Annotated in this window: 9 protein-coding genes and 7 pseudogenes; 7 read left to right on the forward strand and 9 right to left on the reverse strand. The window is 65.5% G+C overall.

Annotated elements, in window-relative coordinates; genetic code table 11:
- Positions 1–192: 192 nt before the first annotated feature.
- Positions 193–2,142, reverse strand: a complete 1,950-nt coding sequence (locus Q427_RS14545; protein ID WP_051496397.1) for a methyl-accepting chemotaxis protein — start codon at positions 2,140–2,142, stop codon at positions 193–195.
- A gap of 190 nt (positions 2,143–2,332) precedes the next feature.
- A pseudogene (locus Q427_RS34165) lies at positions 2,333–2,512 on the reverse strand (transposase); the annotation flags it as partial.
- 35 nt (positions 2,513–2,547) lie between these two features.
- Between Q427_RS34165 and Q427_RS14550 the strand changes: the two are divergent.
- The 7 genes and pseudogenes from Q427_RS14550 (at position 2,548) to Q427_RS35385 (ending at position 8,922) form a co-directional block, all read left to right on the forward strand.
- Positions 2,548–3,531 (forward strand): sugar kinase, encoded by a 984-nt coding sequence (locus tag Q427_RS14550; RefSeq protein WP_043515142.1) that lies wholly within the window; start codon positions 2,548–2,550, stop codon positions 3,529–3,531.
- A gap of 16 nt (positions 3,532–3,547) precedes the next feature.
- Positions 3,548–4,527: pseudogene (locus Q427_RS14555) on the forward strand (2-hydroxyacid dehydrogenase).
- Positions 4,528–4,556: 29 nt separating this feature from the next.
- Positions 4,557–5,274: pseudogene (gene kduD / locus Q427_RS28950) on the forward strand (2-dehydro-3-deoxy-D-gluconate 5-dehydrogenase KduD).
- A gap of 315 nt (positions 5,275–5,589) precedes the next feature.
- Positions 5,590–6,337 (forward strand): annotated as a pseudogene (locus Q427_RS14565) (SDR family oxidoreductase).
- 44 nt (positions 6,338–6,381) lie between these two features.
- Positions 6,382–7,245 carry a fumarylacetoacetate hydrolase family protein gene (locus Q427_RS14570; protein ID WP_043515144.1) on the forward strand — a complete coding sequence of 288 codons (864 nt, stop codon included), beginning with the start codon at positions 6,382–6,384 and terminating at the stop codon, positions 7,243–7,245.
- Between the two features lie 38 nt (positions 7,246–7,283).
- Entirely contained in the window at positions 7,284–8,117 is an 834-nt protein-coding gene (locus Q427_RS35380; protein WP_269321249.1) for a UxaA family hydrolase, read from the forward strand.
- Positions 8,118–8,209: 92 nt separating this feature from the next.
- Positions 8,210–8,922: pseudogene (locus tag Q427_RS35385) on the forward strand (hypothetical protein).
- 85 nt (positions 8,923–9,007) lie between these two features.
- On the opposite strand, the gene nanR reads toward Q427_RS35385, so the two are convergent.
- The 7 genes and pseudogenes from nanR to Q427_RS32360 form a co-directional block, all read right to left on the reverse strand.
- Positions 9,008–9,730, reverse strand: coding sequence for a transcriptional regulator NanR (gene nanR, locus Q427_RS14580; RefSeq protein WP_043515146.1), 723 nt, complete (start codon positions 9,728–9,730; stop codon positions 9,008–9,010).
- 66 nt (positions 9,731–9,796) lie between these two features.
- Positions 9,797–10,147, reverse strand: coding sequence for an Ldh family oxidoreductase (locus Q427_RS35390; protein ID WP_269321250.1), 351 nt, complete (start codon positions 10,145–10,147; stop codon positions 9,797–9,799).
- Between the two features lie 118 nt (positions 10,148–10,265).
- Positions 10,266–10,884, reverse strand: a pseudogene (locus tag Q427_RS35395) (Ldh family oxidoreductase); the annotation flags it as partial.
- 25 nt (positions 10,885–10,909) lie between these two features.
- On the reverse strand, positions 10,910–12,289 hold the full coding sequence (locus Q427_RS14590) for a TRAP transporter large permease (protein WP_043515148.1): 1,380 nt from the start codon (positions 12,287–12,289) through the stop codon (positions 10,910–10,912).
- Positions 12,290–12,336: 47 nt separating this feature from the next.
- The gene (locus Q427_RS14595; protein WP_043515150.1) at positions 12,337–12,870 is read right to left on the reverse strand and encodes a TRAP transporter small permease; all 534 of its coding nucleotides are present in this window, start codon (positions 12,868–12,870) and stop codon (positions 12,337–12,339) included.
- Between the two features lie 66 nt (positions 12,871–12,936).
- Positions 12,937–13,932: a sialic acid TRAP transporter substrate-binding protein SiaP gene (locus Q427_RS14600; protein ID WP_043515153.1), complete on the reverse strand. Its 996-nt coding sequence runs from the start codon at positions 13,930–13,932 to the stop codon at positions 12,937–12,939.
- A 99-nt stretch (positions 13,933–14,031) separates the two neighbouring features.
- Positions 14,032–14,257 (reverse strand): annotated as a pseudogene (locus tag Q427_RS32360) (hypothetical protein); the annotation flags it as partial.

The raw sequence follows: 14,257 nt of genomic DNA on the forward strand, positions 1-14,257 counted from the left end.
GCCCGAACCCAATACCTCAACACCATCGGAGAGCCATTCGGCAAACGGCAGCGCCACCCTGGAAACCGGCAAGACATCGCTCTCCAACTACGACATCATCGCCCGCGCCTCCTTCGCCAGCGGCGGCACCGCCAAGCTGAGTGGCAAGGCGTAAATCAGCCGCCTTGCCACCCACCCTTGCCCTGGCCTATATCAGCCCTGCATGACCAGGGGTCGCGGGTCCTCATCGATCTTGAAGCGCTGAACCAGCCTGGCCAGCTCGCGGGCCTGGTCGCTGAGGGATTGGCTGGCCGCGGAGGCCTCTTCCACCAGCGACGCGTTCTGCTGGGTCACCTCATCAAGCTGCGAAACCGCCGCATTGATCTGTTCGATACCAGATGACTGTTCGTTGGCCGCCGTGGCGATCTCGCTGACAAAGGTCGTAACCTGCTTGACACCTTCAGCGATCGTCACCAGTTGCTGGCTGGCCGTGGCGACCAGGCGTTCGCCCTCATCCACGCTGGCCACGCTGGTATCCACCAGGGCACGAATCTTGTTGGCTTCATCCGAGCAGCGACCCGCCAGCTGGCGCACCTCCGAGGCCACCACGGCAAAGCCGCGGCCGTGCTCGCCGGCCCGCGCCGCCTCCACCGAGGCATTCAGTGCCAGCAGGTTGGTCTGGAAGGCAATACTGTCGATGGCAGACACGATCGTGGCTACACGATGGTTGGCCTGCTTGATCGCGCCCATGGATTCGGCGGCCTCCTGCCCCACGCCACTGGCTTCCCTGGCCTGAGTATCCAGCTCGGTGGTCAGGGTCCGGGCATGAGAGGCCGACTCCGCGGTCTGCTTCACCGTGGCGGTCATCTGCTCGATGCTGGAGGCGGTTTCCACCAGTGAGGAAGACTGCTCCTCGGTTCGACTGGAGAGGTCCTCGTTACCCTGGGCGATCTCGTCGCTGGCGATACTGACCGAATCGGCCGTCCGCTTGATGTCCCCCATCATCTGCTGAAGGTTCTGCTGCATCTCGTGGATGTTCGCCAGCAGGCTGGTGGTATCGCCCGGCTTGACCGGCACCCGCATGGTCAGGTCGCCATCGACGACCCGCTTCACCACGTCGGCTGCACGCTGCGGGTCACCGCCCAGCGTCTTCACCACCGAGCGCACCATGCCAAGGCTCACCAGCACCGCCACTGCCACGATCACCGCCGTGATGCCCACCAGAATCCAGAACAGTCGCGTTACCCCTGCGAGCGCCTCCGCCTCGGGCACCTCCACCACCAGCCCCCAGTCGAGCATTGGCAGATAAGTGTAGCTGCCGATCACCGGTGTGCCGGCCACATCCCGATAGCGGCCGACACCACTTTCACCCGCCGCCAGAGCAGTGGCCGCAAGGGTTGCCACCTCGCGGCTCTCGCCACCAAGGGCCGCCACCGGCGTAACAGGCATACCATCGCTCCCCAGCAGGTAGGTATCCGAGCTGCCGCCCAGGGACATGTCAGCCATGCGTTCGAACAGCACATCAAGTCGTACGGCGGCGCGAACCACTCCCACCACATCGCCGCCATCGCTGAAGACCGGCGCCACCACGTTGCTCACCTGGTTGCCCGTGGCGCGAGAGACCAGCGGCTGGGAGAAGACCTGCTGGCCCTGGATCGCCTCCTGGAACCAGGCCCTATCCGCCACGTCAAAGGCGCGGGCATCGTCGCTCGACAACACCGTCGCACCGCCGTCATAGCTGACCCCGGCCACGCCGATGCCATCCCGGCCAACGAAGAACAGCGTATCGTAATAGCCGCTCTGCTCAGCGATACGTGTCAGAAGATGTTCAATCGGCTCGATCTCGATCTGGCGTACCGAATCGAGGCTGGCCACATAGCGGATCTCGTCCTGGCGCGCGCCCAGCCACTGGGTGAACGACGACGCCATCATCTCGCCCGTGCCCTCCAACTGGTCGACCGTCGCCTGGGTAAAGGACTGCCGGTACTGGGTATAGACAAGGCCGGCCACCAGTACCACAGAGGCCAGCACCAGCGACACGATCATCAGTGTCAGGCGACTGCTGAAGCCCAGACGCTGACGCCTCGCTGAGTCAGCGGAACGACCTGCCGAGTGCCTTCCCCCGGCATGGTCGGGAATACTGCCCATCGTGATGGAATTCATACCCTGCTCTCCTGCCACACTGCACATCATGTCCCGGTAGCAAGCCACTACCCGAACACGATTAATAGTTATTAGAATCGAGGTATCCCTTCCTGCAGCCACAGAAGCTATATCGGCACCTAAGAGGGGCAGGTTGAGGCCAGATGTTGAAAAAGTTTGACGAATGTCATGATCGCGCCTGCAACGACACCTAACTGCTACTCAGTGGCCCGGAGCTGATCACGCAATCAAACGCTGCAGACCCATCGAATTTTGTCGAAAACGCGACACGGAGCTTCAGGAAAAAGCACTCCTTGTTGCGGGAACCGTAGGCTATCCGTTTGATGACCTTGATTCGGTTGTTCCTTCCCTCCAGCATACTGGTGATCAATCGCTCGAGAATGGAACTTGCCCTGGAGCTTGACGATGGCCACCTCTCACTCCCCCGGCCCTGAAATCCTCACCTTCGGTGAGGCCATGGCCATGTTCGTTGCCGACACCTCCGGCGAGCTGGCGAAGGTCGAGTGCTTTCACCGCCGTATAGCGGGAGCCGATACCAACGTCGCCATCGGTCTGGCTAGACTCGGCTTTCGAGTCGGCTGGCTGAGCCGTGTGGGTGAGGACGGCTTCGGTACCTTTATCCGACGTACCCTGGAAGCCGAAGGCATAGACTGCCGCCACCTCTACACGGACCCTGATCATCCCACCGGATTGGTGTTCAAGGAGCGTGCCCCGGACGGTGCCGACCCCAACGTCACTTATTTCCGCCAAGGCAGTGCAGCCAGTTACCTGACGCCTGGCGATGCGAACAACATCGACTTCACCGCCCTGCGTCACCTGCACGCCACCGGCATTCCTCCCGCTCTCTCCCCCAGCGCCCGTGAGCTGTCACTGCACGTGGTGGAGCAGGCCCGCGCCGTCGGTGCCAGCGTTTCCTTCGATCCCAACCTGCGTCCCAGCCTATGGTCGAGCGAGGCCGACATGCGCACCACCCTCAACGCCGTGGCCGCCAGGGCTGACTGGGTGCTGCCGGGCATTGCCGAGGGGCGTTTACTCACCGGGCATGACAGCCCCGAGGCGATCGCTGATTTCTATCTCGAACGTGGATCGCAGGCCGTGGTCATCAAGCTGGGCCGAGAGGGGAGCTACTTCCACGGCTGCCTGGGCGGCCAGCAGGAGAGCTTCACCCTACCGGGCGTCACAGTCGACGAGGTGGTCGATACCGTGGGGGCCGGAGACGCCTTCGCCGTGGGTGTAATCAGCGCCCTGCTCGACGGACGCCCGCCCCATGAAGCCGTACGCCGCGGCAACCTGATCGGCTCGCTTGCCGTGCAGGTGGTGGGCGACATGGAGGGGTTGCCGAGTCGTGAGCGCCTCGCCACCCTGGAAAACGAGCGTCCCGCACGCTAGGAAAGGAGCCAGATCCATGAAGAAGCGCGTCCTGGCCTATGGCCGACTGAACGAGACCCAGCTGGCACAGCTCGAAGAGCAGTTCGAGGTTCAGACCTTCTGTGACCTGGCGTGCTCCGATGATCCCGACTTCCGCGCCGCACTACCGGGTGCCCATGGCCTGATCGGGGCCAGCCTGACCATCACCCCTGACCTGCTTGACGCTGCCCCTGAGCTGGAGGCCGTCGCCACCATCTCGGTGGGCTACGACAACTACCCGGTCGACGAGCTGAGTCGACGCGGCATCCTGCTCTGCAATACCCCCGACGTGCTCACCGAGACCACCGCCGACACCGGCTTCCTGTTGGTGATGGCCGCGGCCCGCCGCGCCGTGGAACTGGCCGAATGGGTCAAGCGCGGCGACTGGCAGGCCGGTGTGGGGCCCGAACACTTCGGCACCGACGTCCACGGCAAGACCCTCGGCATGATCGGCTTCGGCCGCATCGGTGCCGCCATCGCCCGTCGCGGCGCGCTGGGCTTCGGCATGCGCGTTCTCTATTCCAACGCCTCGCCCAAGCCGACGCTGGAAACGGAGCTTGGCGCCGAGCGCCGTGAGCTGGACGCGCTGCTCGCCGAGTCGGACTTCGTCTGCGTCACCGTGCCGCTTACGGCCGAGACCGAGCACCTGATCGGCGAACGGGAGTTCGCTTTGATGAAGCCTCGGGGATCTTCGTCAACATTGCCCGTGGCAAGGTAGTCCATGAGGCGGCGCTGATCGGGGCGCTGGAGATGGGGCGCATTCGTGCCGCCGGGCTGGATGTCTTCGAGCAGGAGCCGCTGTCGCCGGAATCGCCGCTGCCCCACATGCCCAACGTGGTGGCGCTGCCCCACATTGGCTCGGCCACCCACGAAACGCGCACCGCCATGGCCCAGCGCGCCGTGGACAACCTCATCCTGGCACTCAACGGCCAACGCCCGATCAGCCTGGTCAACGAAGCTGCCTGGAGGGCATCATGAACCGCTTCTCCCTGGCCGGCCGTGTGGCCATGGTCACCGGCTGCAACAAGGGCCTCGGCCAGGGCCTGGCCCTTGCACTGGCCGAGGCCGGCGCCGATATCGTCGGCGTCAACCGCAGCGAAGCCGACGATACCCGCAGCCGCATCGAGGCCCTGGGGCGTCGCTATACCGGCATTGCGGCGGAACTGGGTCGCGACGCGCCAGCCGCGATCGTCGAACAGGCCCTGAACGCCACCGGACAGCTGGATATCCTGGTCAACAATGCCGGCACTATCCGCCGCGCGCCCGCCATCGAGTTCACCGAAGCGACTGGGACGCCGTAATTGACGTCAACCTGAAGGCGGCCTTCTTCCTCTCCCAGGCAGTGGCCCGCCACCTGGTGGAGCGCAAGTCCCCCGGCCGCATCGTCAACGTCGCTCGGTACTCTCCTTCCAGGGCGGGATCCGCGTGCCCTCCTACACCGCCAGCAAGAGCGGCCTGCTCGGCCTGACCCGGCTGCTGGCCAACGAGTGGGCAACCCACGGCATCACCGTCAACGCCATCGCCCCCGGGTACATGGCCACGGACAATACCCGGGCCCTGCGCGAAGACCCCGACCGCAGCGCCGAGATCCTGGGCAGAATCCCCGCCGGCCGCTGGGGCAGCCCTGAGGACCTGGCCGGCGCGGTGATCTTCCTCTGCTCCGACGCCGCCGCTTACGTCAACGGCCATGCACTGACCGTGGACGGCGGCTGGCTGGCCCGGTGAAGCGGCAGGGGCCCACGCCGGTCTAGTGGTCGGAGGCGCCTGGCGGCTCCTGAGTCGCTCCAGGACGGCGCCCCTCGGCGTGAGCCGTCTGGTCGATGGCAGGCGTGAATCAGCGGACATGACGCACACTCAGGAAATCGTTGGCGGCCTGCGGGCCGCCTTCTTGATAGACCGGTGAACGACAGCACGTGTCCGCGGGTTGGCAAGCCCTCAGGATCTAGGCCATACTCTGACCGACCATCATCCTAGCAGCCTGTCATACCAGCAACCCATGGACGGTCCACGACAACCAACACTCGCCGAGGACGCTGACACATGCGATTGAAGGACAAGACGGCCCTGATCACAGCCGCCGGGCAGGGCATCGGCCACGCCACCGCGCTGCGCTTTGCGGCGGAGGCGCCCGGGTCATCGCCACCGATATCGACGGCGACAAGTTGAAGGATCTGGAGGGACGAGAAGGCATAGAGACCCACCGCCTGGACGTGCTCGATGTCGCAGCCGTGGCGGCCCTGGCGACCGAACTCCCGCCCCTGGATGTGCTCTTCAACTGTGCCGGCTTCGTGGCCAGCGGCTCGCTGCTGACCGGCACCGACGACGACTGGGAGCTGTCGATGGCGTTGAACGTCACCGCCATGGTTCGACTGACCCGTGCCCTGCTGCCGGCCATGATCGACCACGGCGGTGGCAGCATCATCAACATGGCCTCGGTGGCCTCGAGCCTCAAGGGCGTGCCCAACCGCTGCGCCTACGGCACCACCAAGGCCGCGGTGATCGGCCTCACCAAGTCGATCGCCGCCGATTTCCTCGACCGGGGCATCCGCTGCAACGCCATCTGCCCCGGCACCGTGGACTCTCCCTCGCTGCGCCAGCGCATCCACGATCAGGCCCAGCAACAGGGCCGCCCGGAGAGCGAGGTGCAGGCCGAGTTCCTCGCCCGCCAGCCCCTCGGGCGACTGGGCACCCCGGAAGAAATTGCGGCACTGGCCACCTACCTCGCCGCGGACGAATCCGCCTATACCACCGGCACCGCCAGGTGATCGACGGCGGCTGGCTGATCTGAACCGAGCGATTCGAACCGACCGATCTGAACAAGAAGGAAAGCCCATGAAACTGCTGCGCTTCGGCCCCCGGGGCCACGAGAAACCCGGCCTGCTCGACGCCGACGGGGTGATCCGCGACCTCTCGACCCATCTGCCGGATCTCGAAGGTCGCCACCTGAGCCGCGAACTGCTGGCCCGGCTGGCCGAGCTCGACGTCTCACGCCTTCCGGAGATCCCCGCGGACACTCGCCTCGGCCCCTGTGTCGGGCAGGTCGGCAAGTTCATCTGCATTGGCCTCAACTACTCCGACCATGCCGCCGAAACCGGTGCCGAGGTCCCGCCGGAGCCCGTGGTCTTCAACAAGTGGACCAGCGCCATCTGCGGCCCCAACGACGACGTGATCATTCCGCGGGATTCGGCGAAGACCGACTGGGAAGTGGAGCTCGGCGTGGTGCTCGGCAAGGAGGCCCGCTACGTGAACGAGGCCGACGCCATGGACCATGTGGCCGGCTACTGCGTGGTCAACGACGTCTCCGAGCGTGAGTTCCAGCTTGAGCGCAGCGGCACCTGGGACAAGGGCAAGGGCTGCGACACCTTCGGCCCCCTGGGGCCCTGGCTGGTCACCCCGGACGAAATCACCGACCCCCACGCGCTGGACCTGTGGCTGGAGGTGGACGGCCACCGCTATCAGGACGGCAACACCCGCACCATGGTCTACCGTATCCCGTTCCTGATCAGCTACCTGAGCCGCTTCATGAGCCTGCAGCCGGGCGACGTCATCTCCACCGGCACCCCGCCCGGGGTGGGCATGGGCCAAAAGCCGCCGACCTACCTCAGGCCCGGCCAGCGCATGCGCCTGGGCATCGAGGGGCTCGGCGAGCAGCGCCAGGCCGTCATCGCCGAGCCCGGCGACCAAGTCTATGACTGAATTCGATTCCCCAGCAAACGTTGAAGCGGAGGCCGACCATGCCCCGGACCATCGCCAGTGATCACGGCCAGCTGGCCAGCCTGCGCGTTCACGGCAACGACAACGTGCGCGTCGCCCTCAAGAACCTGCCCGCCGGCAGCGAGATCGACGACGACGGGCGCCTGCTGCGCCTGCCCGAGCCGATCCGCCAAAAGCACAAGTTCGCCCTGAACGACCTCGCCGTGGGCGACACCGTGATCATGTACGGCGTCACCGTGGGCCGCGCCACCCGCTCCATCGCTGCGGGGGCGGCTATCACCACCGCCAACACCGAGCACAGCACTGCCACCACCGAACCCCAGGCGCGGCGCGGCGAATGGCGCGCTCCCGATGTAACGGCGTTTCAGGGGGCGAGCTTCGCGGGTTACCACCGCCCCGATGGCCAGGTGGGTACCGCCAACGTCTGGCTGGTGGTCCCGCTGGTGTTCTGCGAGAACCGCAACATTGAGGTGCTGCGCCAGTGCGTGGCCGACGCCCTGGGCGAAGATCCCTACCGCGACTACAAGCGCATGGCCCGCGAACTGCTCCACGGCGCAATCGGCACGGCCCCGGCCGAGCCGGCCGCAGAGCGGCTCTTCCCCAACGTCGACGGGGTGCGTTTTCTGACCCACACACTGGGCTGCGGCGGCACCGACGACGACGCCCTGACGCTGTGTCAACTGCTCGCCGGCTACATCTGCCACCCCAACGTGGCCGGTGCCACGGTGCTGAGCCTGGGCTGTCAGAAGGCGCAGATCGACATGCTCAAGACCGCCGTGGCAGAGCGCGACCCCGGCGGCTGCGCCCGGTACACTACCTGGAGCAGCAGGCGAGCCTCAGCGAATCGGCGCTGATCCGCGAGGCGCTGACCACGATCTTCGATGGCCTGGCCGAGGCCAACCGGGTGGAACGCACCCCGGCGCCGCTCTCGGCGCTGACCCTGGGTGTGGAGTGCGGCGGCTCCGACGGCTTCTCCGGCCTCTCCGCCAATCCGCTGGTAGGCGCCGTGGTGGACCGCTTGGTGGCGCTCGGCGGCAGCGGCATTCTCAGTGAGTTCCCGGAGCTGTGTGGCGTGGAGCACGAACTGATCGCCCGCTGCCGCGACGACGCCGTCGCCGAGCGGTTCCGCGATCTGATGGATGCCTACCAGCGCCATGCCGCCCGGGTGGGCGCGGACTTCTCCATGAACCCCTCCCCGGGCAACATCCGCGACGGTCTGATCACCGACGCCATGAAGTCGGCCGGTGCTGCCAAGAAGGGCGGCGACAGCCCGGTGGTGGATGTACTCGACTACACCGAGCCCCACACCCGGGCCGGCCTAAGCCTGCTCTGCTCGCCGGGCAACGACGTGGAGTCCACCACGGCCCTGGCCGGTTCCGGCGCCAACCTGATCCTGTTCACCACCGGGCTGGGGACGCCACCGGCAACCCGATCACGCCGGTGATCAAGATCTCGAGCAACAGCGAGCTGGCCGCGCGCATGGGCGACGTGATCGACTTCGATGCCGGCCCCATCATTCGCGGTGAGGCGAGCATTGAAGAACTGGCCGACCACCTGGTCAGGCTATGCATCGACACCGCGTCGGGGCGTTACGCACCCCGCGCCGTGGAGCTGGCGCAGTACGACTTCATCCCCTGGAAGCGGGGCGTCTCCCTGTAGCGGGSCCCACCCACRAGCCCGCCTYCCAAGGGGGGCGGGCTTTTCGTGGGTGAAGCACCTGTTCGTGGGTAGTTGCACCGCTTGCTTATCCCGCGTCGGAGAGACGCTTCTTGAGCTGCATGTAGGTACCGTAGTGGCGATCCAGGTGGCGGCGCATGGCCGCTTCGGCGGCATCCGGGTCGCGGGACTCAATGGCCTCGACGATCTCGATATGGGACGCCAGCGCCGCCTTGTCCTCGCCCTTCTGCTGTAGCGCATGGGCACGGCGGTCATCGAGCCACTCGGAGAGCGCCACATGGATGGCGTCGAAGATGGGGTTGCGGCCGATGCTCGCCAGCACGCCATGGAAGTCATTGTCGGAGCGCTTGAATCGCGCCTCGTCGCCCACTGCGTCACGATTCTCCTGCAGTGCATCGCGCAGGCGCGCCAGGTCCTTGTCGTCGGCATGGCGGGCCGCATAGCGAGCCAGCGAGATCTCGAACAGCGCCCGAGCCTCCTGGAAGTACTGCTGGCCATCGGGCTTTGAGAGTAGCTGGCGGGTCACCCCTGACAGCCTCGCCATCACCGACTCGGCGGTGGGCCGGATCACCCGGGCACGGGTCCCGCTGTTGATGGCGATCAGCCCGAGCTGCTGCAGGTGGAAAAGTGCCTCACGGACCGCCGGACGTCCGACGCCGAACTGCTCCATGAGCTCGCGCTCGGAGGGCAGCTGATCGTTCTCGCCAAGCCGCCCGTCGAGGATGTCCGCCTCGAGCTGCTCGGCGACTTGCTCGGAAAGCGTCTTGCGCTCGATCCGATATCGAGACATGGACTGAATCTCCTGATGACACGGTGTTTTGAGTGTGCATCATACCGCATTCTGGCCCTCCGACGCTCAGAGTTGCCGCAGCGGCCGCACATCCAGGGTCTCGGCCAGCGCCGCATAGGCGACCTGATTGGCACTGTCCAGGGGAATGCCCTCGGCGTCGCGTCGCGCCAGGCAACGCCACTCGCGATCTCCCGGGGCCAGTACCTCGGCACCGTCGGCCGCCGGCTGTGCGCGCAGGTCAGCCAGGTACTCGCTCAGGCAGGCCGTGAAGGTCGCCCGGTCAACGAAGGCCGCCGGGTTCAGCGCCAGGAAGAAGTGGCCGACTCCTCGCGGCGTCGCCATGTCCGGCCCCCCCATGGGCAACAGTCGAAAGCCGTTGACCATGCCGGAGAGCGTGGAGCTCAACACCTCGACCATGCCGCCGAGTCCCGCCCCCTTGAAGCCGAAYCCACTGCCGCCGAGGGGCAGCAAGGCCCGCCACCTCGGCCGGTACCCGTGTCACGTGGCCCCGGGCGTCGGCGGCGACCTGGTCCGGCAGCTCGCGCCCGATGGCCGCATACTGCTGCACGCGATTCCAGGGCACCGAACTGGTCGCCATGTCCAGCAGGTAGGGCGACGCCCCTTCCACCGGCGCGGCGAAGGCGATCGGGTTGGTGCCATGGAAAGGAGCCAGCCCCTCGTGGAGCAGCACGAAAGGGTCAGAGTTGCAGAAAGCCAGGCCGATCATGCCGCGCTCGGCGGCGGCCAGCGCATAGCACCCGGCGGCGCCGAAATGGGAGGATTGCCCCACCGCCACTGCGCCCAGACCGACCTCCTCGGCCATCTCCACTGCATGCGCCATGGCGGTGTAGCCCGCCAGGTGGCCGAAGCCATCGCCGGCGTCAAGTACGCCGGTGGCCGGCAGCCGTCGGGTGAAGCGCATCTCGGGGCCCCTGGATGCGGCCACCCTGCAGCGCCTTGATGTAGTGTGGCAGCAGCCGCAGGCCGTGGCTGTCGGTGCCCATCCGCGAGGCGGTGACCAGGGCGCGGGTCACCGCATCAGCGGATACCCCATTGGCACCGGCCCGGGACAGTACCTCCAGCATGAAGCGCTCGAGGTCATCGACTGCCACCCGGACGTCATCCGGTGGAACGCCTTGCCGGTTCTCGCTCATCGTAACGTTATCCCTCTCGTTGGGCTCAGCGGTAGACCAGGGTGGGCAACCACATGGACAGTGACGGAATGAAGGTCACCAGCAGCAGGCAGAAGACCAGCGGAATCAGGAACGGGATGGTGCCGCGCATGCAACGCTCGAAGCTGACATTGGCCACCCGCGACAGCACATAGAGCACCATCCCCACCGGCGGTGTCAGCAGCCCGATCATCAGGTTGAGCACCATGATCACCCCGAAGTGCACCGGATCGACACCCACGGCGATGGCCAGGGGCAGCAGCACCGGAACCAGGATGGTGATGGCGGCGATGGTCTCCATGAAGCAGCCGACGACGATCAGCACGATATTGGTCATCATCAGCACCGCCACCTTGCTGTCGGCGAAGGGCCCGAGCAGGGCAATGACATTCTGGGTGACCTGGTTGCTGGTGAGGATCCAGGCGAAGATCGAGGCCGCCGAGACGATGAACAGGATCACCGCCGTGGTCTCGATGGTCTCCATGCTGACCCGAAGCAGCTTGCGCCAGGTCAGGGTGCGATAGACCACCACGCCGAGAATCAGCGCGTAGAAGACCGCGGCCACCGCGGCCTCAGTGGGTGTGAAGGCCCCGGTAATGATACCGCCGACGATGATCACCGGCGTCATCAACGACAGGAAGGCCTGGGCGAAGGTACGCCCCAGCACTCTGACCGAAAACACGGCATCGCGCTGGTAGCCCCGGCGCCGCGAGATCAAAAAGATCATTCCCATCAGCATCGCGCCCATCAGCAGCCCCGGAATCAGGCCGGCGGCGAACAGCTGGCCCACCGAGGCCGAGGCCATGACGCCGTAGATGACCATGGGCAGGCTGGGCGGAATGATGGGTCCGATAGTGGACGACGCCGCGGTAATGCCCACGGCGAACTCCTCGTCATAACCGGCATCCTTCATCGCCTTCACCTCGATCATGCCGAGGCCACCGGCATCGGCCACGGCGGCGCCCGACATCCCCGAGAAGACGATGCTCGCCCCCACGTTGACGTGCCCAAGCCCACCCCGCATCCACCCCATCAGGGCCTTGGCGAAGTTGAAGATACGCTCGGTAATGCCCGCATTGTTCATCAGGCTGCCGGCGAAGATAAAGAAAGGGATCGCCAGCAAGGGAAAGCTGTCGATGCCGTTGATCATGCGATGGGCGATGACCACATTGGGCACATGCCCGGTGATCAGCACGAACAGCAGGCAGGAACCGGCCAGGCTGACCGCAATGGGCACGCCCAGCACCAGCATGGTGAACAGCGAGAAGAACAGGAAAGAGAGGTGGTAGCCCATCACCGCCAGGATCACGCAGCCGAGTACGGCCAGCAGCGACAGCAGCGGAGTCACGATGGGTTTCTGCCAACGCATCACGGAGAGTCGGGACATGCATGGCCTCTTGCAGCGTTGTTGTTGTTCACGTTAGCCAAGCCCGGTCAGGGCCGGCCCGGCTCGGAAAGGTAATGCTTCACCATGCGCTGGATACCGCGCAGGGCCATCATCACGAAGGCGGCGCAGACGGCGTAATAGAGCACGCTCTTGGGCACATCCACCGAGATCATCATGCCCCCGGTACGCCCTGCCAGCTGGTAGGTGATCCAGGCCAGCATCGTATAGAACAGGACACAGGTCAGGTCGACCAGGATGTTCAGAGTCCTGACCAGCCAGGGCGGCATGTAGTGATAGAAGAACTCCACCATGATGTGGCTGCCCTTGCGGACGGCCATCACACTGCCGATGAAGCCGACCAGGATCAGCAGGTAGCGGGCGATCTCCTCCGTCCAGGTGGTGGAGTCGCCCAGGACGTAGCGGGTGAAGAACTGCAGGAAGACGACGAAGATGAGCGCCCAGAACACCAACAGGGAGATGTAGTCCTCGGCGGCATGGTCGGCAAAACGGAATGTGTCATCGCCCTCGAATGCAGACTCGAAATCGATGACGGGCCCCTGGCCCTCGGGTTTGTTCGACATGGCAGGCCTCCTTGCCTGTCCCGTCCGGCATGCCGGACGGGACAGGTGGTCGGGATCATCGGGAGCTTACTGGCCGATCGCCTGCAGGCGGTCGTAGATTTCCTCGTCCCAGGTGGCCGCGTCGCCAAGGTGATGCGGAATCACCACGTCACGGAAGGGGGCACGATCGACCTGGTTCACGGTGTTGCCCTGCTCCTCGAACCAGGCGACCAGGTCCTGCTCGGACTGAACGATCTCCGCGGTGTTGTTCCTCGCTGCCTCCTCGAACACATCGCGGAAGATCTCGCGATCCTCCTCGGAGAGCCGGTTCCAGCGCGGGCCACCGACGATGGTGATCAGCGAGTCGGTGATGTGCCCGGTCAGGTTGATGTAGTCCTGGACCTCATGGAAGGCCTTGGCACGAATGGTCGGCAGCGGGTTCTCCTGGGCATCCACCACGCCCTGCTGCAACGCCAGGTAGACCTCGTCGAAGGCGATGGGGGTCGGGTTGGCGCCCGCCGCCCGCGGGAACATCATGTAGAGCGGCGCGTTGGGCACGCGGATGCGCAGGTTTTCCATGTCTGCCGGCGTATTGATGGCCTTGTTGGAGGTCACATGGCGCTCGCCATAATAGTTGAGCGCAATGGGCACGTTACCCGTGGCGTTCTGGTAACCCTCGGCGATCTCCTTGAACAGGTCACTGTCGGCATAGGCCTGCCAGTGATCGAAGTCGCGGAACATGTAGGCGGCACCGGCGATGCCCATGGGGCCGTAGGAGCGGCCGGCGAACTGGGTACCCGTATAGATCACGTCCACGGTGCCCAGTTCGAGCCCCTCGTTGATGTCCTCCTCCTTGCCGAGCGACGAGGCGGGATGGACCTGCATGGTGTAGCGCCCGTCGGTGCGCTCCTCGATCTGTTCCGCGGCCCACTCGGCCCACTTGTGGAAGGGCTCGGAGGTCTCGTAGACGTGGGCGAAGCGCAGTGTCTCCTGCGCCTGGGCCATCCCGGCGATACCGATGCTCGAGGCCAGCAGCGTCATGGATACCCAGCGGGCCAGCTTGAGTTGGCGTGGATGAGTCATCTTGTTGTTCTCCTTTGACTGAGTGTCTTGCTGTATACGTATCATACCACCATTGACAAACCTAGCCGCTCTCGGATGGCGCTGCAACTCCCACGAACGTCAATTTTGGTCGCAATGTCTCTCACCAGGGCCGGCGCCTCCCAGGACGCGCTCCAGCGCCACCAGCAGGTCCGGCTCACCGAAGCCACCCGCCTTGGTGATCACCGCCCGTCGCGGATCGCCATCGAGCCGGCCCAGGACCACGCCGGGTGCCCATTCGGCCTCGACTTCGATAGTCTCCGCTCGAGTCGCTGGAGCGCCGCCATGGCGATGTCGCCGCCGGTCA

The sequence above is a fragment of the Halomonas sp. BC04 genome, from assembly GCF_000568385.1.

Coding starts and splice junctions, on each gene's coding strand:
- Q427_RS14595 (WP_043515150.1), bottom strand. CDS start 12,870: ATGTCGAACAAACCCGAGGGCCAGGGGCCCGTCATCGATTTCGAGTCT.
- Q427_RS14600 (WP_043515153.1), bottom strand. CDS start 13,932: ATGACTCATCCACGCCAACTCAAGCTGGCCCGCTGGGTATCCATGACG.
- Q427_RS14550 (WP_043515142.1), top strand. CDS start 2,548: ATGGCCACCTCTCACTCCCCCGGCCCTGAAATCCTCACCTTCGGTGAG.
- Q427_RS14570 (WP_043515144.1), top strand. CDS start 6,382: ATGAAACTGCTGCGCTTCGGCCCCCGGGGCCACGAGAAACCCGGCCTG.
- Q427_RS35380 (WP_269321249.1), top strand. CDS start 7,284: ATGCCCCGGACCATCGCCAGTGATCACGGCCAGCTGGCCAGCCTGCGC.
- Q427_RS14545 (WP_051496397.1), bottom strand. CDS start 2,142: ATGAATTCCATCACGATGGGCAGTATTCCCGACCATGCCGGGGGAAGG.
- nanR (WP_043515146.1), bottom strand. CDS start 9,730: ATGTCTCGATATCGGATCGAGCGCAAGACGCTTTCCGAGCAAGTCGCC.
- Q427_RS14590 (WP_043515148.1), bottom strand. CDS start 12,289: ATGTCCCGACTCTCCGTGATGCGTTGGCAGAAACCCATCGTGACTCCG.
- Q427_RS35390 (WP_269321250.1), bottom strand. CDS start 10,147: ATGGTCGAGGTGTTGAGCTCCACGCTCTCCGGCATGGTCAACGGCTTT.